Genomic DNA, 18,897 nt, shown 5'->3' on the forward strand with positions numbered 1-18,897 from the left:
TCAAGACCGGTGAGGACGCAACGGTGTGACACTCGGGCGGTCGGGTGTCAGCGTGTGACGACGTTCTCCAGTTCCCTGCCCGCGGCGAACCGGGCCAGCTGCCGTCGCACGAGCGCTTCGAGACGGGGCCAGAAGTCGGGGGTGAAAGCGCCGACGTGCGGGGTTACCAGGACACCGGGCGCGGTCCAGAGCGGGTGGCCCGGCGGGAGCGGTTCGGGGTCGGTCACGTCCAGGGCGGCCCGCAGCCGTCCGCCGTCCACCTCCTTCAGCAGGGCGTCGGTGTCGACGACCGCGCCCCGGGACACGTTGACGAGCAGGGCGCCGTCCTTGACGCGGGACAGCAGCGCGGCATCGAAGAGCCCGCGGGTCGCCCCGGTCAACGGGGTGCACAGCACGATCACATCGGCGTCCGGGACAAGCCCGGGCAGCAGCGACACGGAGCGCACCGGCCCCTGGGGCGTGTCCCTGTCCGCGCGCCCGACGCGGGTGACGGCGCAGCCGAAGGGCGTCAGGAGCTCCTCCAGGGCGGAGCCGACGGCGCCGTGACCGACGATGAGCACGGACCGTTCGCGCAGGGTGGAGAAGGTCCGCGGATCCCAGTCCTCCCGGTCCTGGGCGCGGAGCGACTCCGGTATGCCGCGCAGGCTGGCGAGGATCAGTGTCAAGGCCAGCTCGGCCGTGTCGGCAGCCGCCACCCCCTTCGCGTTGCACAGGGTCACGTCACGCGGCAGCCGGTCCAGCACCGCCCGCAGTTCGTCGGTACCGGCGCTGAGCGCCTGCACCGCCCGCAGCCGGGTCATCCGGGCCAGCGGCCGGGCGATGACGCCGATGTCCTTGGTCAGTGGGGGTACGTAGAACTCGACTTCCGCCGGGTCCGTGGGAAAGGCCGAACGGCCGTCCCAGCGGGCGTAGTCGAGGCCCGGGGGCAGATCGGCAAGGCGGCCGAACTGTGCGGGCAGCCATACCTGGGGGGATCGCACGGTCATGACGACGAACTCCGCTCTCACGACGTTTTCCGGGGCTCTGGTCCGGTCTCGGAACGTCCCGAAAGGTCGCGGACGGAGCCGGACCATTGACTGCGCACCGTGCGCTCCTGTGACAACGGTCCGCCCTGTGGTCGCCTGTCCTCGCTGTCACACGCTCTGCCCATACGTTGTCATGTCGGGCATGCACACTATTCTCAGTGGACCGTCCGGTCTCCGACCCGAACACGACTCCTACGCGGTCACCGCGGAGTTCTACGACATCTTGCAGGCCGACGAGGACGAGGCGCGGGTCCGGCGGCTCTACTCACGCCAGATCGCCGACGCCCGCACCGGTGTGCTGGACGTCGGGGCCGGTACCGGGCGGGTGACGATGCTGGCCCTCGCTGACTCCGGGGCCGACGTGCACGCCGTCGAACCGGCCCGGGCCATGCGCACGTCGCTGCTGACCCGGCTCGCCGCCCTGTCCTGCGAGCAGCGGGACCGGGTCACCGTGCACCCGCACCCCCTGGACGAGACGGCGCTGGACGCGGTCGCGGATGTGGCCGTCTGCCACAACATGGTGGGCTGCCTGCCACCCGGGATACGCGAGAAGTTGTGGCCCGCGCTCGGCAGGGCCCTCACCCCCGGCGGCTCGCTGTTCGTGCAGTTGCCGCCGGCCCGGCTCCCGGCCCGCACCGTCGTGCGCCGGCTCGCGGACAAGCGGGTCGGCGAGCACATCTACGGCGGGCGCATGACGATGTCGGCCGCCGGTTACCGCATCCGGACCCGCGCCGACTACTGGGTCAGGGACGCCGAGGACGTGCTGCGGGAACACACCGAGACGTTCTGGATGTGGCCCGCGACGCGCGCCCGGCTGACCGACGAACTGGCCGCGCACGGGTTCGCCCCGCTTCCGGGGTACGAGGAGTCGGAGCTGCTGGCCGTGACACTGAACGTCCGCCGGTGAAGCGCCGCACCGCAAGGGCCCCTCGGTGCCGCACGGTCACCACCGGGCCCGTCGCGCTCGGCCATCCGAGCGCTTCAGCCGGTGCGCGCGACCAGCTTCGCCGAGCGCACCGCGCGGGTGACGCGGACCGCCAACCGACGGCTGCTGGACGCGTTCCTCACCGCCGCCCGCACGGGCGATCTGCCGGTCCTGGAGGAGATCCCCGGCCGTCGGCGTCGTCAGCTACTCGGACGGCGGCGGCATCCGCAGTGGGTCCCGGATCCCCGTGGTCGGGCGGTCCCACGTCTTGCGCTACCTCGTGACCTTCGCCCCGTCCTTCTGGCCGGAGACGGACAGCCGGTGAGTCGAGGCGAACGGGCTGGTGGCGGTGCTGATCTCCTCCGGGGCGCAGCCCATCTCCTGCTCCGCCTCGACGTCCGGGAGGGAGACGCCGAGCGGGTCATGGGGGTCATGAACCCGACCGCACCGGCCCCGTACGTGGCTTCGTCGCGGAACTGACCGGCTGCGGCGTCCGCCTCACCTTCAGACCATCGTCACAGGAACAGCCGGTTCCCGGTCATCCAGTAGTCCGGCCCGTACCGCACGGCGGACGCCTCACCACGACGCCCCCGGAGCCATGCAGTGACCGATCCGATCCAACTGCCCGACCTGTCCACCGGAAAGGACTTCACCGGGGACACGTTCTCGCCCCTCTACACGACGACGGTGACCGTCGACGGCGGTGCGGTCGCGCACGGGCGGGCCTCCGGCCGGGCCCGGTCGTCCGACGGCGCCCTGGACCTGGAGCTGCGGATGCCCGCGGAACTGGGCGGCCCCGGTACGGGGACCAATCCAGAGCAACTGTTCGCGGCCGGTTTCGCGGCCTGCTTCCACGGCGCGCTGAGCCTCCTGGCGCGGCAGGAAGCGCTCGATCCCGCCGCCGTCTCCGTCCTGGCGACCGTGGCGTTCGGACGTGATCCCGAGGACGGCGGCTATCTGCTCCACGTCGACCTGGTGGTGCGGTGGCCCGGCGTGCCGCGCGAGACGGCCACCCGCCTGATGAAGCGGGCCGACGCGCTGTGTCCGTACGCACGCATGGCCTGGCGGGGCACGCCGACCACCATCACCCTCGCCCCCTGACCGGTCAGAGCGGGAACCACGGGTCGACGTCGGCGGCCTCCTCGCCGCGGACGGCGAACCCGGCGATCTCCTTCTTGCGCACGTGCTGCGGCGGCAGTGCCGCGACCACGGGATGGTCTCCCTGCGCTGGGCGCGGTCCACGCCGCTGTGCCGACCCCGCCTCGAAGAACTCCTCGTTGACGGCCCGGTAGTGCGCCCAGTGTCGCGGCAGCTCGTCCTCCGGGAAGATGGCCTCCACCGGGCACACGGGCTCGCACGCGTGGCAGTCCACGCATTCGTAGGGGTGGATGTACAGCGTGCGCACGCCCTCGTAGATGCAGTCCACAGGGCATTCGGCCAGGCACGCCCGGTCCTTGATGTCGACACAGGGCTGCGCGATGACGTAGGTCACCCCTTGCTCCTCTCCGGGCTTCCGGCTCACTCAAGTGACCGACGACACGGCAAAGGTGTGACACCTGCATACGGACGGTCCCTCGCGCCGGTACCCCTGTCACAAATCGTCGACCAGGCGGCTCACTTGACCATGACTCACCCACGGCCACAGAAGTGAGCGGGCCCATGACCGAACAACATCTTGTCAGAGGGCCGCTTGCCCCAGGCCGCTGTTCGCCCTCACGTTCCGAAGGGCATCATCACGCGTACTTCAGCACGCGTCGCGGTCGCCGGTGCCTGCTTCATGGGGCTCTCGCTCGCCCCGACGACCGCCCAGGCCACCCCCGGCGGCCCCGGGGGCAGCGGCCGGGTCCTGGCCCAGCGGACCGTCGGCGACACCGACTACATCCTCCGCGAGATCACCATCCCGCCCGGCCAGGCGACCGGGTGGCACTACCACGACGGCACCTTGTACGCCTTCGTCAAGCAGGGCACGCTCAGCCACTTCGACGCCTCCTGCACCTTCGACGGTGTGTACGAGAAGGGCAGCTTCCTCAAGGAGCCGTCGGGCGCGGACCACGTGCACATCGGCGAGAACCCGGGGGCCACGGACATCGTCCTGGAGGTCCTCCACGTCCTGCCGCACGGCGCACCCTTCTCCCAGGAAGCGCCGTCCCCGGGCTGCGAACTGCCGTGACACGGCGGCCGTTCGGCAGCTGTCACAGCTCCCGCCGCTGCCCGGTCAATGCGGTACCGACGGCTCGTGGCGGTCCATGCCCGGGCTCCGCGGCGACCAAGGAGGAGCATGGCAGGGACATTCGTCAGTCGCGCCCGGGCGACCGCCGGCCCCCCGGAGCCCGTCCACCGGACTTCCGAAGCAGGTCGAGGAGGGACGCGAGGATGACGCGAGACGCCGACCGTCCGACCGATCCCGCCGCCGTCACCGTCTCGCTCGCAGCGGAGGCCGCCGTCCTGGAGGGACGGCTCGGGGTGATCCTGGAGGCGATCGACGAGGTGGACGCCCGGATCCGCGCGGTGTCCGAGAAGATCAGCCGGCTGCCCGCGGCCGGCGACCACGTGGCGTCGCCGGTGAACGAAGCGCATGCCACGGGGCTCACTCCGTCCCCGACCCGCCGTCTCTGACGGCCCGATCAACGGTGTGTTCTGCGTGGGACCGCCCACTCTGTTCTCGGCCGACGGAACCGCTGCCCGGCACGTTCGCCGATATCCCCCGGTGCCGTGCCGAGTGGCGGGTCGGGGCATCGAGCCGTCCCGCCAGGACACAGGGTTGGAGACGAGAGGAACCCTCGGGCCGGCACTCGACACGCCTCGGGCCCTCATGCCCGGCGCCGGCCCGGCGGCCACCCCATCACCGCAGGCCCCCGCCCTCGTGCGCGTCCCGTCGCCGACGAAGCCGGAGGCCGACCGCGCGTCGGGGCACCGCCGAGGGCGCCGCAGAACCCCCGGCCACGGCAGGCGGGAGTGACAAGGCCGGCGAAGACGTGCCTCCGTACGGCAAGTGCACGGAGCTGATCTCCTGCCGTACTTCGCGCAGTCCGGGGACACCGAGACCCGCGCCCGCGACGTCGCGTCGGCGCTGGGACGCGACATCGGCAGCGGCAGCATCAACGCCGTCCGCGGCTCGCTCGACCGCCTCGTGGGCACCTCGCGCGTCCAGCGGGCCGGCCGCGAACTGTACTGCGCCGTCACGCCGTGAGCCGGTCTCCGGGCTGTGCGGGCTCCTCTCCCCGGCGCGGTTCGCCGCGCGAGACGAATGCCTCCCGCGGGTGCTGCACCGACGCCAGCGACACGATGTCGCGGCCGTAGAGAAGGGCCGTGGCCCATACCGCGAACACACGCGTTTTGCGTTCCCAGCTCGGTATGGCCAGAACGTGGTAGCCACGGTGCATCAGCCAGGCCGGGAACCCCTTGATGACCAGGCCCCGGTACTGGAAGATGCCGCGGCCGAGCCCGAGTGTGGCCACCACACCGAGACTGCGGTGCACGTAGTCCTTGGCCGGACGGCCGCGCAGCGACGCCAGGATGTTCTTCGCCAGCCGTTTGCCCTGGCGGACGGCGTGCTGGGCGTTGGGCACGGTGTGCGCGCCCGGCCTCCCGGCCGCGAGATCGGGCACCGAGGCGTCGTCTCCCGCCGCCCAGACGTCGGGCACCACCTCGGTGTCCGTGGTGACGCGCAGGTCCGCCCGTACGGTGAGCAGGCCCCGCTCGTCGACGGGCAGGTCACTGTGGTTGTGCACGATCGGGTTGGCGGCGTTGCCGGCCGTCCACACCAGCAGGCCCGAGTCGTACTCGGTGCCGTCCGACAGCCGCACCCGGCCGTCCTCGGCGGACACCAGCTGGGTGTTCAGGTGCACCCGCGCCCCCCGTTTCTCCAGTGAACGCACCACCCAGGCGCCCGGCCGGTCCGTGACCTCGGGCAGGATGCGGTCCCGTGCCTCGACCAGGTGGAAGGCCGGTTCGTCCGCGCCGATCTCCGGGTACTGCTTGAGCAACGCGGTTGCCAGGGCCAGCAGTTCACCAAATCCCTCCACTCCGGAGAATCCGCCACCGACGACGGTGACGGTGAGCAGTTTGCTGCGTTCGGGCCCGCGCGGCAGACCGGCCGCACGGTCGAAGGAGGTGAGGAGGCGGTCGCGGATCGCCACCGCCTCCTCGACATGCTTGAGTCCGTACGCCTGATCGCTCAGGCCCGGGATCGGGAAGGTCCGGGTGACCGCCCCCGCCGTCACCACCAGGACGTCGTAGTGCAGGTCGAGGGACGGCCCGGACTCCGGACGGACCGTGACCGTGCGCGCGCTGTGCCGGATCTCCGTCACCGAGCCCGCCACCAGACGTGTGCGGCGCAAGTGACGGCGGAGCGAGACCGCCGCGTGACGGGCCTCCACCGAACCGGCCACGACCTCGGGCAGGAAGGGCTGGTACGTCATGTACGGGCGGGGGTCGACAACGGTGACGCGCGCCTCGCCCGGCCGCAGCCTCTTCTCCAGACCCCACGCGGTGCAGAAGCCCGCGTACCCGCCGCCCACGATCAAGATCTCACGCACGGTGTCCTCAGTTCCTCTCGGTGCTCACCCTCTAGACCGGTCGACGACAGCCGGTGTGACACGGTGGTCGGATGACGGGCCAAGGCCCAACGCTCCCCATGCGCGTACCTCTGCACCCACATGTCGGTGCGGTCAATCATGCGAGCACGGATGAGTACCAGCGGTGACTCACACCGAAAGACATCAGTTCGGAGTCGGCATGCTGTCCGAACCGTCCGCGCTGATCGTCCGCACCACGTTCCCCGCCGTGGGTGCCTCCCTCGGTAGCATCACGGAGCTGTTCTACCGCCGCATGTTCGAGGAACAGCCGGAGCTGCTGGGCGACTTGTTCAACCGGGCGAACCAGGCCAGCGGCACCCAGCGCGAAGCGCTCGCCGGTGCCGTCGCTGTCTTCGCGACCGCGCTCGTGGAACACCCGACAAGCGCCCCGACGCCGTGCTGGTCCGCATCGCGAGCAAGCACGCCTCGCTCGGCATCACCTCGGACCAGTACACGCTGGTCGCCCGTCACCTCCTCGGGGCCGTGGCCGAGGTCCTCGGCGAAGCCGTGACCCCGGAGGTGGCCGAGCGCCACGAGGAGACGCCGGACGCGGTCTCCCTCGTCCTGCGTCGCGCCGACGGGGCGCCGACCGTTCCGTTCGTCCCGCCAGTACGTCAGCGTTCGGGTCGAACTGCCCGACGGAGCCCACCAGATACGGCAGTACGGCCTCTCCTCGGGGGGCCTGGCCGGCATCGCCCGTCTCTCCCCCGCGCCCGACGCCACGGCGTTCCCTGTGCGGCCCGTGGCCTTCATGAAGGCCGTCCGCTCCGACCTCCTGGCCCACGGGCTGAGTCACCAGTCCGTCCACTACGAGGTGTTCGGCCCCGACCTCTGGCTCAGCAAGTAGTCACCCGCCGTGTGGCGGACACCGGAAAGAACCCCACCAGTGAGCGAGAAGATGTGCTCGCGGCCGCAGCCGGATGCCGCGCACGGACCTCAGGGAACACCCAGGCCACAGCAGCGCCCGGCTGCGGCGCCGTCGGGGCAAGGCCCCGCCGGGGCGCTGCGCGCCGACGCGGAACGCAATCGCCAACGCATCCTGCGGCGGCTCGCCGGCTTCTGTCCCGTGAGGGGCTCGGCGTCCCGATGACCGCCATCGCACGCGAGGCCGGCGTCGGCAACACCACGCTGTTCCGCCGGTTCGGCATGAGGGAGCAGCTCATCGACGCCGCTTTCACGGACCGTGTGGAGACCCACCACAGCCTGGTGGCGGCCTGCTCCGACGATCCGGACACGTGGCAGGGCTTCGCCGACTACGTCCGCGGTCTGTCCGCCCTGCGGGCCGCGGATCCGACCTTCGTGGAGGTCCTGACCATGACCTTTCCCGGTGGCGTCGTCGAGACTCGACGCGCCGAAGCGGCCCGCGGTGCGCTCAGGACCATCTCCCGGGCCAGGGAGGCCGGTTATCTGCGCCAGAACTTCGACGACCGCGACCTCACGCTGATACTGCCGGCCAACTCGGGGACCCTGCGCGCGAGCGGCGCCACGGCCCCCAAGGCCTCACACCGCCTGGTGGCGCAACTGCTGCGTGCCTACGCCACCGCCGACGCTCCGGTCGAACCGGTGCCGGAGGCTCCGCAGCGCACGGAGCTCTATCACACCATGATCGGGGTCATCCGGTCCCGGACCGCCTGACGGACCGAGGTGGCCGCCCCCGCTGCGAGGACGGTGAGCCGTCCCGCCGCGGGGGCCGTCGTACCCGACCGTCGTCGTCCTCATACGCAAGAACCGAGTGTGACACGATGCATGACGATGCGTTGATACTGTGCACTCGACTATACGCACAGCGTATAGTCGACCCGGCAACGCAGACGGCGCTCACGCCCTGCCGCTGCCCATCCCTGCGCCCCGAGACGGCGCCCTGCCCGCAATACATTCAAGGGGAACATGGTGAGCCCACCTGTACGTCGGCGCCTCGGAGGTCTCCGCGCGCTCGCCTTCGGCGCTCGACTCGCGCTCTTCGGTGGGCGCAACAGCGCAATCCGCACGTCATTGACCGCTGTCGGAGTAGGGCTGGGGGTGGCCATGCTGCTGTTCGCCGCATCGGTGCCGACCGTCAGAAACCACCGGGACCAGCGGATCCATCAGCGCATCGATGTCAACCTCAGCGACCGCGCCATCACACGCTCGGATCACACTGTTCTTGTCAGGGACATCGACACCGTGTTCCGCGGCGAGAAGATCCGAGGGCGCATGGTGCAGCCGGAGGGGCCCGCGGCACCGCTGCCGCCCGGAGTCCTGCGCTACCCGCGCCCCGGAGAGATGGTGGTGTCTCCCGCACTGCACAAACTGCTGAACGCACCTGGAAACGGACTGCTGCGCGAGCGCCTCGCCCATCCCATCGCGGGTGAGATCGGCGATGCAGGTCTGCTCGCCCCGGGCGAGCACGTCTTCTATCTGGTCGCGAACCACATGGCCCCCGATGCGGGCCCAACGCGACGGCTCGACCACTTCGGCAAGACCTACCCGAGGAAGCCCCTTCCCCCCGAACTCCTCCTCCTCTGCATCGCCGGAATCGTCGTACTGCTCGTGCCCGTGGGTGCCTTCATCGCCGCGGCCGTACGGTTCGGCGGTGAGCGACGGGACCGGCGGCTGGCCGCCCTGCGCTTGGTCGGCGCGAACCGCGGGATGACCGCCACCATCGCCGCAGGCGAGGTCGCGCTCAGCACACTGGCAGGTACAGCTCTGGGTGTGGTCCTTTTTATGACGGGGCGTCAGTTCGCGGGAACGGTGGAGCTACAGGGGCTCGGTGTCTTCCCCCAAGATCTCACGCCTCAGCCCCTGCTGGCGGCGCTCGTGGTCGTCGCCGTACTCTCGCTCTCCCTCGGCATCACTCAACTGTCGATGCACAAGGTGGCCGTAGAGCCCCTGGGAGTCGTCCGGAAGTCCGGCAGCACCTCGCGCCGCCTGTGGTGGCGTATCGCACTTCCTCTGCTCGGACTGATTCTGCTGCGCCTCTCCGTGCGCAGCCCTGCGGACCTGCACGGCACCTCCGGGGTCGTCCTGCTGCTCATCGGCATGCTCTCGCTGCTCGTCGGAGTCACCGCGGTGCTGCCCTGGGCCGTGGAACGCCTCACCCGGTTGCTCGGCGGCTTCGGCCCGCTGCCTTGGCAACTAGCCGTGCGCGGCTTGCAGTTGAACGGCGAGGCCACCAGCCGCTCGGTCAACGGGATCGCGGTGGCGGTGGCAGGAGCCGTGGCGCTCCAGACCCTCCTCACCGGACTGGCCCACAACCCGGTGGACAGCACCGCCCGGGGGGCATACGGCCCCTCCGCCTCCACACGCGTCGCTGTCGCCCGCCTGGACGACGGCGGGACGCGAGGGGCGGCCTACGCCCCCGTGCTCGCCACGACTCCTGGCGTGCAACGGGCCGTTGAGTTCAGGGAGTTGTCGATGAGCCCCCTGAACGGTGGTTTTCCTCAGACCGTCCTCATCGCCGACTGCGCTCATTTGCGCCTGCTGGCACAGTTGCCTTCCTGTTCCGACGGGGACGCGTTTCTCACCGCTCCTCCGGGCACGGACACCAGGCACGACCTGACCACATGGGCGGCCGGCATGAAACTGCGCATGGACATGTACGGTCCCCGCTGGACTGTCCCGCACATCGCCGCAACCGTCCGTGCGACCCCCGCCTATCCGGCGGCGGTTTCCTCTGAACGGACCCTGCTGGCCACCCCCGAGGCGGCCGGGCACACCGCCATCGCACACGCCGTCAGCACGGTCGGCCTCACCTATGCGACCGGGTTCGAAGACGTGGAGGATCACATCCGCACCGCAGCAGCACGGCTGGACCCGGCCTTCAGCGTCGAATTTCCTGGAAAGTCGCAGGGCAACCCTGCCCTCGACGGCGTCAGGCGGGCTTTGCTGGCGGGGGTGACCGCCGTACTGGTACTGATCGCGGCGAGCATGCTGCTCGGTGCGCTCGAACAGGTTCGCGAGCGCGCACGAGTGCTGTCCGTACTCGTCGCGTTCGGCACGCCCCGTCGTACGCTCGCCACATCCGTCTTCTTGCAGTCCGTACTGCCCGTCGGACTTGGTTTGCTCGTGGCGGAGTCGATCGGGACGGCCCTCGGCAGCTCGCTGCTCGATCTCGTCGGAATACCTGCGCCACGCAACTGGAGCACCCTGCTGGCCATCGCCGGCATCGGGGCGACTGTCTCGCTGGGTGTCACCCTGTTGACCCTGCCGGCGTTGTGGCGTTCGACGCGACCGCAGGGACTGCGTCACGAGTGACATGGCGGAGACCTGGCCCCGGACCGGTGGACAGTGAGGGCATCGGGGCACGGTCATCGCCCCGTTCCGCCGTCGCGGGCTCGGTGGCACGACAGAAAGCGCAGTACGCCACGGATCAGGCCGCCCAAGACAGGTCCCCGTCCGCGTCGCCAATCGGATCACCGGCTCCGCGACGACCGCACTGTCGGCCCCACGGTCCGCCGTTGCCAACACGGCACGGCGGCCGTGCCGGTACGGCCTCAGATCAGTTCAAGCCCGCCGTCGACCGTGATCACCTGGCCGGTCGCATGGCGTCCGGCGGGCTCGGCCAGCCGCAGGACCCAGTGGGCCACCTCTTCCGTCCTGGCGATGTGGTGCGTCGGAATGCGCTCACGCTCGTAGGCGTATACGTCGTTGGCTGCTTCAGGGCTGAGACCGGCGTGCAACATGACATCCGTCTGGGTCGGGCCCGGAGCGACCGAGTTGACCCGGATGCCTTCGCCGGCGAGTTCCAGCGCCCAGCTGCGTGTCATCTGCTCGATGGCCGCCTTCGTGGCCGCGTAGTGCGCACCACCGGCCATCGGACGATGCCCGTACGTACTGGACAGGTTGATGATCGTGCCGGAAGTCTCCCGCAGGTGGGGCAGGGCGGCGTGGGCAAGCAGGCTGGGCGCCACGACATTGAGTTCGAGAAGGCGGAGAACGACCTCTTTGTCGGTCTCGGCCAGGGGCATGACCGCTGTCGCTCCAGCGTTGTTGATCAAGTAGTCGAGGCGACCCCACTTTTGGACAGCGGTGCTGACGATCTCAGCGGGTGCCCCATCCTGGCAGACATCGATCGCCAAAACCTCGATGTTCCCGTTGGCGGCTGCTATCTCCTTCAACGGCTCTTCACGGCGGCCCACTCCGAGCACATGTACCCCGGCTTCCGCGAACGTGAGGGCAATGGCACGTCCGATGCCCGAGCCCGCCCCGGTGACGATCGCAACGTGCTTGCGGCTCTGCGCGGACGGGTCGGCGTCAGCGTCGTAAAACATCTTGGCCATGGTGATTCCTTCACTCGTGGTCTTGCAAAACGGTGGGTGACCACCCGCCGTCAAGAAGCCGTAACAACATTACCGCATCACATGTTGTCATCCATTTGCGCCACACAACGATGTTGTCGGTCACACCTGACAAAGCCCCACCAGGGCCGCGGGGACTCGTTCCGGAACAGTGTGATAGTGAATGTCGTTCGTGTAGTCTCACAGGTCACTGCGGTGGCTCAGCAGGAGCCGCACGGTGACGGCCGTCCGTGAGTGGCTGGGGAAGGTAGCCGTTCGCCGACGCATCCAGGTCGACGCACACTGTGATGTGCAGAACCACGAGGCGAGGAAGACAGTGGCAATGGTGAATCCGGCGAGCCCGACCAGCGCGTCGGACGACGGGACACGAAGCACCGCGGCCTCCGGGGAACCCGGCGCCATGGCATCGGTGTTCGCCAACTTCCGTCAGTACCTCATGGGATGGGGTACGCACAGCCCTGCGGGCAACACCGTCGACCAGTTCCGCAGCGGGCTTGCCACCCCGCAGTTCAACGGCGTCGTACGCGTAGGGTCGGTGTCTGCGGACGAGGCGGACGTGACGGCCGTCCGCGAGGAGTTCGCGAGCGTTCCCTGGTGGTGGTGGGTGGGACCCGACAGCCCCGAGGACACCGCCGACGTCCTGCGGCGCCACGGTGGACGAGAGCTCGCGGCCCTGCCCGTGATGGTGCTCCCGCTCGACGAACCGGCGGCCCCGGGCACGGTCCCCGACACCGCTCGCACCGGTTTGCGGGTGGAGCCGGTCCGGGACGGTCAACGGCTCGCCGAGTTGGTCCGGACTTACCGGGCGTCGATGGGGGTCGAGCCCGGTCTGGAGGCCGAGATGGTGCGCATCGAGTCGCGGCGCGAGGACAACGCCGACATCGTCCGACTGGCCGCCGTGCTGGAGGGCCGAGTGGTCGGGACGACCGTGGTGATCACCGCCCACGGGGTGGCCGGGATCTTCCTAGTCCACGTGAGCGAAGCACATCGCCGACGGGGCGTCGGTGCGGCCCTGACGACCGCCGCGCTCCAGGTGGGACGGGAGCGCGGGATGCGCCGCGCCGCGCTGGTCGCCAGCCCCGCGGGCGAACCGCTGTACCGGCGTTTCGGCTTCACGACAACATCCGAGTACCGGCTGTTCGCCTTCCCCGCCTGAGCCGCAGCCCGGCCCGGGACGCGGGGCAAGCGCCGCCCCTCCGACCTCCGCGCCGACGCTGCCGTGCCTTTGCCCGGACGGCGGGCCCGCACCGGGACTTCGGCTGCCGGGACGACCGGTCGGGTTGGCGAGTTCACCGCGCTCGCCTCCCCCGACGAAGTCGTCTCGCGCGATGGCCCCGGCCCGTACTGTGGCGTGGGTCTGGTCGACGGTGCGCCGTCCCCCGTAGGCGCCCGGTCCCCCGCGGATTCGTGATGTCTGTCGACTGCAACTCACCGTGCCCGTGCGCTGTCGAGGACGTCCGGCAGGGCTCGGCGGGAACTGATGCCGAGTTTCACGTAGACCTTCCGCAGGTGCCATTCCACGGTATGGGGGCTGATGAACAGCTCCGCGCCGATGCGCGCGTTCGTCATGCCGTCGGCGGCGAGAGCTGCGACCTGAGACTCCTGGGGGGTGAGAGCGTTCGCCGGTGTGGTCTCCCGCGCGGTCACCTGCTCGCCGGTGGCGATCAGCTCACGGCGGGCCCGTTCGGCGAACGCGTGCGCCGGCATCGCGTCGAACATGTCGTGGGCCGTGCGCAGATGCTCGCGGGCCTGCGCGCGGCGCTGTGCGCGCCGCAGCCACTCGCCGTAGAGCAGGTGGGTACGTGCCACCTCCACGACGACGCCGCCGCGGCCGAACTCCTCGATCGCCGTGCGGTACAGGCGGTCGGCCGCCTCGCCGTCGGCCAGCAGGGCCTCACTGCGAGCGCTCGCGCCTCGCGCCCATCCGGAGTCGGCGGCGCGGGTGAGTTCGGTCAGGCGGGCCAACGAGGCGCGGGCCTGGTCGAGTTCACCGCACCGCGTCGCGGCCTCCACATGTTCGATCAAGGACAGACCGGTGAAGTTGAACCCGTCGTGTTCGATACCGGTGCGGGCGGCCTCCATCGCCTCTTCGTAGCGGGCCAGTCCGTTGAAGAGCACCCCCTGGATGTAGCCCATGGCACCGAGCAGGGACACCTCGCCCCGCTGCACGGCGCGCTCTCTGGCCTCTTCGATGATGCCAGCGGCGACGTCCGCCTCACCCCGCCACGCGGCCAGGACGAGCGTGGCGTACTTGTGCGGGGCGTGGCCGGTCGCGGTGGCGATCGCGTCGGCCTCGTCGATCATCCGGTCGGCCTCGGCGAAGTCGCCGTAGTGGATGTGCACCCCGCCCGCGTAGATCAGAGCCGGCGGCAGGGTGCCGAGTGCTCCGATGTCGCGGGCCAGGCGCACCGCGCGAGTCGAGAGTGTGTCCCAGGCGTGCAGGTCCCAGGCCCAGTGGATGAACGACTCGAGCGCGACCGGGGCCAGCAGCAGCCACCGTACGGTCGCCTCCCGCGTGCGCAGCTCTTCGTGCTCGAGCAGGTCGAGTGCCTCACGCAGGCCCGGGACGGCCGTCTCGGGGCCGTCCGCGAGCAGGGCCGCAACACCGTCCAGGAGAGCGTCGGCGGCCTTGGAGCCCGAAGAAGGCGCCCCGGACGCGCGAGCCGCGATCGCCGCGGCGCGCGCGCCGGTCGGACCGTGGACCCGGCCGGCGAAGATGGTGGCGCTGATCGCCTCCAGGTACGTCTCCCGCGCCAGGGGAGATCCCGCCGCGGTGAACTGTGCGGCCGCGTTCAGAAGGAGTGGTGCCGCCTCGTCGCTGCGGCTGCGGGCGAACAGGATTCTGGCCCGCAGCCGGGCCAGGCGGGCCCGGTCCAGGACGCTGAGGGGATACAGGTCGGCCACCGCCGCCAGTTCCGTGGCCCGTTCGGGCGCGGCGGCCGAGAAGTGCGCCTCGGCCGCCGCAAGGGCCCGGCGCCCTCGCGGCCAGGGGTCGGGCGTCACCTCCACCGCGCGTTCCAGCAGCACCGCCTCGGCCGCGATGCCGCCGCGCTGCCGGGCGCGGTCGGCGGCCTGTTCCAGTCCTGCGGCGACCTCCTCGTCCGGCCCGTCGGCCGCCTGCGCGGCGTGCCAGGCGCGCCGGTCAGGGTCCCGGAGGGGGTCCGTGGCCTCGGCCAGGGCCCGGTGCACCGCACGCCGTTCCTCCGGCTCGGCTCCGTGGTAGACCGCCGAACGCACCAGCGGGTGCCGGAACCGTACGGGCTCGCCGAACTCGATCAGGCCGGCCGCCTTGGCCGGTGCGGCGTCCGGAGTGATGCCGAGGGATGCGGCCGCGCGGATCAACAGGCGCACGTCGCCTACCGGTTCCGCCGCGGCGATCAGCAGCAGGGTGCGGGTCGCGGCCGGCAGCGCACCGAGCCGCCCGGCGAAGTCCCGCTCGACACGGCTGGCCACCGGTCCCTGGACGACCGGGGCACTCGACGCATCGACGCCGTAGGCCAGTTCGGCGGCGCTGCGGCCGCGGGAGAACTCCAGCAGCGCCAGCGGGTTGCCGTGCGTCTCGGCCACGAACCGGTCCCGGACCCGCTCCTCCAGCCGTCCCCCCACAGCGCTCTCCAGGAGCTCTCCGGCCGCGGCGGCGTCAAGGCCACTGAGTTGCAGCGCGGGCAGGCCCGCGAGCGCGGACTGCCCCTCGGGGTCACGGACCGCGAACGCCATGGCGACCGGCTCCGCGAGCAGTCGCCGGGCGACGAACTCAAGTGTCTGCAACGACACTTGGTCCAGCCACTGGGCGTCGTCGACCAACACCAGCACCGGACGGGTCTCCGAGGCGCGGGTGAGCAGGGTCAGCACGGCGAGGCCGACCAGGAAGCGGTCGGGCGGATCGCCGACCGCCGTCCCGAACGCCACGCGCAGCGCGTCACGTTGGGGTTGCGGCAGTTCCTCGACACCGTCCAGGAACGGCGCGCACACCTGGTGAAGGCTCGCGTAGGGCAGTTCCATGTCGGCCTCGACTCCGCGTGCCCAGGTCACCTGCACCCGGGACGCCTGCGTGGCCACGTACTCCAGCAACACCGACTTGCCGATGCCCGCCTCGCCTCGGACTACCAGGGCACGGGAACCGCCGTCCCGCAGGCCGGCCAGCAGGTCGTCGAGCGCCGCGCACTCACGCTGCCGGCCGACCAGATCGGGAAGCGGGCTGGCGATCATGCGACTCGGCTCCTCGGCGGGATCCGGGGGAACAGAGCTCCCACAGCGGTGTTCGGAAGAATCCTTGCCACGATACTTGCGAACCCTCCCCCTCAGCGCGGACGGGCGCTGTGACTACTTCCACGCCTGAAAGCACGCTGAGGCTGTCACAAATCCGGGGTCTGTCCGGTCGATCCGAACCGATGATCCTGTCCGTTCGCTGTCGCAGGAGGACCCGTGTCTTCTCCAGGACACCAGCTCACCACGTCCGTCCTCGTGGTGGGAAGGCGCGGAGGCGCTGGGCGCGATCCGCTCGGCGGCCGGGACGGCGTCGCGGGCCGGCACATCGACGGAGTCGAGCGCCGCGGCGGGCGCCCCTTACACACCGGCAGCACGTCCACCGCACAGCTCACCGGCCCGGACCTGCACCAGGCCCTTCAGGTGCGCGGACGGCAACTCGCGATCCGCGTCCTGCCGCACGTGTACGTCACCCGGCTGCTGGTCGACGACGGAACGGTGTTCGGCGCCTACGGATTCGGCCTCGTCGACGGCTCGCGCTACCTCGTGCACGCCAACGCGGTGATCCTCGCCACCGGCGGGCACACCCGCATCTGGCGGCACACGTCCTCGCACCGCCACGAGAACACCGGCGCCTCCCTCCGGCTCGCCGCCGAGGCCGGTGCCCGGTTACGCGACCCCGACCTGGTGCAGTTCCATCCGTTCGGGCTCGTCTGGCTGGACCTGTCCCACCTGCCTGGTGACACGGTCCTGGCGCGGCTGCCGCAACTGCACAGGGCGCTGCTGGAACTGCAGACGCTCGACATCACGGGCGACCCCGTCGAGGTCGTCCCGATCGCCCACGTCTCCCTGAGCGGCATCCGGGTCAAGGCCGAGGACCACAGCACCGACGTGGACGGGCTCTTCGCGGTCGGGGAAGCGGTCGGCGGCCCGCACAGGCGAGAGGACCCTCCCGTAGAACTCCTCGCCCACGGGCGAATCGCCGGGCGCGCCGCGGTGGAATACTCCGCCACACTCACCGGTCCACGCCACTCACCGGCCGCGACTCGCGCCGCGGAAGCCGACGTGCTCCGCCTGGTGGCCGCCGACAGCGACTGCAACGCCCGCGCTCTGCAGCGCACGCTGCGGCGCCTGGCGGCTTCTCGGACCTGGCGCACGCCTACGACCTCAGATCCGCCGTGCTCGCCGCCCGGGCGACCCTCCAGTGCGCTCGGGAGCGGCTCGGGTCCCGGGGCTACCATCACCGGTCGGACCGCCTCGGCGCCGCGCCCGCGCTGCCGGACGCCATGGTGTGGTCCGCGACGAACGGTGTGCGCCGCACACCGTTGTGGCCCGCCCCGACCGGGATCACCGAGCCGTGGCGCGACGCGTCCGACGATGCCGGACCCGCCGTCTTAGGGCCGATCGACCGCGGCGCGAATTCTTTGCGCGCCGCCCTGTCACAGATACCGGGGCCGCCTGGTCAGGAGGGTACGAGCCCTCGCGGCCGGTGCCGTGGACGAGGTCGCCGCAGACCCATCGGGCACCGTGCGAGATCAGTGAAGGGAAAGTCCATGAAAGTCGTAGTGATCGGCGGAACCGGACTCATCGGTTCCAAGGTCGTCTCCAAGCTCAACGAACACGGTCACGAGGCGGTGGCAGCCTCCCCGAACACCGGAGTCAACACGGTCACCGGCGAAGGCCTGGCCGACGTCCTGAAGGGCGCCTCCGTCGTCGTCGACGTCTCCAACTCCCCCTCCTTCGACGACGACGCGGTGATGGAGTTCTTCCGCGCCTCCACCACCAACCTGCTCGCCGCCGAGGCCGCCGCCGGCGTCACGCACCACGTGGCTCTGTCCGTCGTGGGCACCGACCGCCTCCAGCAGTCCGGCTACTTCCAGGCCAAGCAGGTACAGGAGGACATGATCCGGGACTCCGGAGTGCCGTTCTCGATCGTCCACGCCACGCAGTTCTTCGAGTTCGCCAAAACCCTCGCGGACTCGGCGACCAGCGGTGACACGGTGTCCGTCGCCCCCATCAAGATCCAGCCCATCTTCTCGGGCGACGTGGCCGCGGCCGTCGGCCGCACGGCGGTCGGCACTCCGGTCAACGGAATCGTCGAGGTCGCCGGCCCCGACACCTTCACCCTGGAGGACTTCATCCGCCAGGGCCTCGCGGCCCACAACGACCCCCGCACGGTCGTGACGGACCCGAAGGGTCTCTACTGGGGCGCCGCCCTCAAGGAGTCCGACCTGCTGCCCGGCCCCGACGCACAGCTCGGCGAGACGCACTTCGCCGACTGGAGCAGCAAGCAGTAAACGGCGAGCACGGAGCCCACGGCCCCGAAATCGCAGCAGCATCACGTCAGTTCACCGCCCATCACGCAACTCTCAGGATCCCTACATGGACGCGCGCATCAACTACTTCGGCAACGCTCTCGCGGGCAAGGTCATGAAGCACCTCAACTCGGCCGGGGCCGCTGTGCACTCGGCGCTGCCCGTCGCCACCCAGGAACTGGTGAAGATCCGGGCCAGCCAGATCAACGGCTGCGGGTTCTGCACCGACATGCACACCAAGGACGCCGTCGCCGCGGGTGAGGACCAGCAGCGGCTGCACCTGGTCGCCGCCTGGCGCGAGGCCACCGTCTTCACCGACGCCGAGCGCGCGGCCCTGGAGATCACCGAGCGGGGCACCCGCATCGCCGACGCGGCGGGCGGGGTGTCGGACGAGGCCTGGGCCAACGCCGCCAAGCACTACGACGAGGACCAGCTCGCCGCGCTGATCTCGCTGATCGCGATCATCAACGCCTACAACCGCATCAACGTCATCAACCAGCAGCCCGCCGGCGGCTACAAGCCGGGCATGTTCGGCTGACCCGCCCGCTCCGGCCCCGCTGGACGCCACCGTCC

Annotated in this window: 15 protein-coding genes and 2 pseudogenes; 12 read left to right on the forward strand and 5 right to left on the reverse strand. The window is 70.7% G+C overall.

Annotated elements, in window-relative coordinates:
- Positions 1 to 47: 47 nt before the first annotated feature.
- Positions 48 to 986: a 2-hydroxyacid dehydrogenase gene (locus EJC51_RS01490; protein WP_126269319.1), complete on the reverse strand. Its 939-nt coding sequence runs from the start codon at positions 984 to 986 to the stop codon at positions 48 to 50.
- 181 nt (positions 987 to 1,167) lie between these two features.
- Between EJC51_RS01490 and EJC51_RS01495 the strand changes: the two genes are divergently transcribed.
- Positions 1,168 to 1,932, forward strand: a complete 765-nt coding sequence (locus EJC51_RS01495) for a class I SAM-dependent methyltransferase (RefSeq protein WP_126269320.1) — start codon at positions 1,168 to 1,170, stop codon at positions 1,930 to 1,932.
- Positions 1,933 to 2,553: 621 nt separating this feature from the next.
- Positions 2,554 to 3,051: an Ohr family peroxiredoxin gene (locus tag EJC51_RS01500; protein ID WP_126269321.1), complete on the forward strand. Its 498-nt coding sequence runs from the start codon at positions 2,554 to 2,556 to the stop codon at positions 3,049 to 3,051.
- 85 nt (positions 3,052 to 3,136) lie between these two features.
- On the opposite strand, the pseudogene fdxA reads toward EJC51_RS01500, so the two are convergent.
- A pseudogene (gene fdxA / locus EJC51_RS01505) lies at positions 3,137 to 3,442 on the reverse strand (ferredoxin); the annotation flags it as partial.
- Between the two features lie 285 nt (positions 3,443 to 3,727).
- On the opposite strand from fdxA, the gene EJC51_RS01510 reads away from it, so the two are divergent.
- The 3 genes from EJC51_RS01510 (at position 3,728) to EJC51_RS01520 (ending at position 5,140) form a co-directional block, all read left to right on the forward strand.
- On the forward strand, positions 3,728 to 4,120 hold the full coding sequence (locus EJC51_RS01510; protein WP_126269323.1) for a cupin domain-containing protein: 393 nt from the start codon (positions 3,728 to 3,730) through the stop codon (positions 4,118 to 4,120).
- Positions 4,121 to 4,323: 203 nt separating this feature from the next.
- The gene (locus EJC51_RS01515) at positions 4,324 to 4,566 is read left to right on the forward strand and encodes a hypothetical protein (RefSeq protein WP_126269324.1); all 243 of its coding nucleotides are present in this window, start codon (positions 4,324 to 4,326) and stop codon (positions 4,564 to 4,566) included.
- A 376-nt stretch (positions 4,567 to 4,942) separates the two neighbouring features.
- On the forward strand, positions 4,943 to 5,140 hold the full coding sequence (locus tag EJC51_RS01520) for a hypothetical protein (RefSeq protein WP_341870630.1): 198 nt from the start codon (positions 4,943 to 4,945) through the stop codon (positions 5,138 to 5,140).
- Here the strand turns inward: EJC51_RS01520 and EJC51_RS01525 are convergent.
- Positions 5,130 to 6,488 carry an NAD(P)/FAD-dependent oxidoreductase gene (locus EJC51_RS01525; protein WP_126269325.1) on the reverse strand — a complete coding sequence of 453 codons (1,359 nt, stop codon included), beginning with the start codon at positions 6,486 to 6,488 and terminating at the stop codon, positions 5,130 to 5,132. The genes EJC51_RS01520 and EJC51_RS01525 overlap by 11 nt on opposite strands.
- 199 nt (positions 6,489 to 6,687) lie before the next feature.
- Here EJC51_RS01525 and EJC51_RS01530 point away from each other — a divergent pair.
- From EJC51_RS01530 to EJC51_RS01540, 3 genes and pseudogenes are all read left to right on the forward strand, one after another.
- Positions 6,688 to 7,203, forward strand: a pseudogene (locus EJC51_RS01530) (globin domain-containing protein); the annotation flags it as partial.
- A 224-nt stretch (positions 7,204 to 7,427) separates the two neighbouring features.
- Entirely contained in the window at positions 7,428 to 8,162 is a 735-nt protein-coding gene (locus EJC51_RS01535) for a TetR/AcrR family transcriptional regulator (protein ID WP_279631428.1), read from the forward strand.
- 390 nt (positions 8,163 to 8,552) lie between these two features.
- Positions 8,553 to 10,760 carry an FtsX-like permease family protein gene (locus tag EJC51_RS01540; protein ID WP_166682804.1) on the forward strand — a complete coding sequence of 736 codons (2,208 nt, stop codon included), beginning with the start codon at positions 8,553 to 8,555 and terminating at the stop codon, positions 10,758 to 10,760.
- A 239-nt stretch (positions 10,761 to 10,999) separates the two neighbouring features.
- Here the strand turns inward: EJC51_RS01540 and EJC51_RS01545 are convergent, their stop codons facing one another.
- Positions 11,000 to 11,785, reverse strand: a complete 786-nt coding sequence (locus EJC51_RS01545) for an SDR family NAD(P)-dependent oxidoreductase (protein ID WP_244362370.1) — start codon at positions 11,783 to 11,785, stop codon at positions 11,000 to 11,002.
- Positions 11,786 to 12,203: 418 nt separating this feature from the next.
- Here EJC51_RS01545 and EJC51_RS01550 point away from each other — a divergent pair, with 418 nt between their 5' ends.
- Entirely contained in the window at positions 12,204 to 12,959 is a 756-nt protein-coding gene (locus tag EJC51_RS01550; protein WP_244362373.1) for a GNAT family N-acetyltransferase, read from the forward strand.
- Positions 12,960 to 13,231: 272 nt separating this feature from the next.
- On the opposite strand, the gene EJC51_RS01555 is transcribed toward EJC51_RS01550, so the two are convergent.
- Complete coding sequence (locus EJC51_RS01555; RefSeq protein ID WP_126269329.1) at positions 13,232 to 16,012, reverse strand: helix-turn-helix transcriptional regulator; 2,781 nt, start codon at positions 16,010 to 16,012, stop codon at positions 13,232 to 13,234.
- Between the two features lie 216 nt (positions 16,013 to 16,228).
- Here EJC51_RS01555 and EJC51_RS01560 point away from each other — a divergent pair, with 216 nt between their 5' ends.
- From EJC51_RS01560 to EJC51_RS01570, 3 genes are all read left to right on the forward strand, one after another.
- Positions 16,229 to 17,407, forward strand: coding sequence for an FAD-binding protein (locus EJC51_RS01560; protein WP_244362376.1), 1,179 nt, complete (start codon positions 16,229 to 16,231; stop codon positions 17,405 to 17,407).
- Positions 17,408 to 17,562: 155 nt separating this feature from the next.
- Positions 17,563 to 18,306, forward strand: coding sequence for an SDR family oxidoreductase (locus tag EJC51_RS01565; RefSeq protein WP_126276751.1), 744 nt, complete (start codon positions 17,563 to 17,565; stop codon positions 18,304 to 18,306).
- 85 nt (positions 18,307 to 18,391) lie between these two features.
- Positions 18,392 to 18,862 carry a carboxymuconolactone decarboxylase family protein gene (locus EJC51_RS01570; protein WP_126269330.1) on the forward strand — a complete coding sequence of 157 codons (471 nt, stop codon included), beginning with the start codon at positions 18,392 to 18,394 and terminating at the stop codon, positions 18,860 to 18,862.
- Positions 18,863 to 18,897: the final 35 nt, after the last annotated feature.

The organism is Streptomyces aquilus (genome assembly GCF_003955715.1).
In the GTDB taxonomy this organism is placed as follows: domain Bacteria; phylum Actinomycetota; class Actinomycetes; order Streptomycetales; family Streptomycetaceae; genus Streptomyces; species Streptomyces aquilus.

What these genes read in the sequence shown, in the direction of transcription:
- EJC51_RS01495 (WP_126269320.1), top strand. Translation starts at nt 1,168, where the DNA reads ATGCACACTATTCTCAGTGGACCGTCCGGTCTCCGACCCGAACACGAC.
- EJC51_RS01565 (WP_126276751.1), top strand. Translation starts at nt 17,563, where the DNA reads ATGAAAGTCGTAGTGATCGGCGGAACCGGACTCATCGGTTCCAAGGTC.
- EJC51_RS01545 (WP_244362370.1), bottom strand. Translation starts at nt 11,785, where the DNA reads ATGGCCAAGATGTTTTACGACGCTGACGCCGACCCGTCCGCGCAGAGC.
- EJC51_RS01570 (WP_126269330.1), top strand. Translation starts at nt 18,392, where the DNA reads ATGGACGCGCGCATCAACTACTTCGGCAACGCTCTCGCGGGCAAGGTC.
- EJC51_RS01510 (WP_126269323.1), top strand. Translation starts at nt 3,728, where the DNA reads ATGGGGCTCTCGCTCGCCCCGACGACCGCCCAGGCCACCCCCGGCGGC.
- EJC51_RS01555 (WP_126269329.1), bottom strand. Translation starts at nt 16,012, where the DNA reads ATGATCGCCAGCCCGCTTCCCGATCTGGTCGGCCGGCAGCGTGAGTGC.
- EJC51_RS01540 (WP_166682804.1), top strand. Translation starts at nt 8,553, where the DNA reads ATGCTGCTGTTCGCCGCATCGGTGCCGACCGTCAGAAACCACCGGGAC.
- EJC51_RS01515 (WP_126269324.1), top strand. Translation starts at nt 4,324, where the DNA reads ATGACGCGAGACGCCGACCGTCCGACCGATCCCGCCGCCGTCACCGTC.
- EJC51_RS01550 (WP_244362373.1), top strand. Translation starts at nt 12,204, where the DNA reads ATGGCATCGGTGTTCGCCAACTTCCGTCAGTACCTCATGGGATGGGGT.
- EJC51_RS01490 (WP_126269319.1), bottom strand. Translation starts at nt 986, where the DNA reads ATGACCGTGCGATCCCCCCAGGTATGGCTGCCCGCACAGTTCGGCCGC.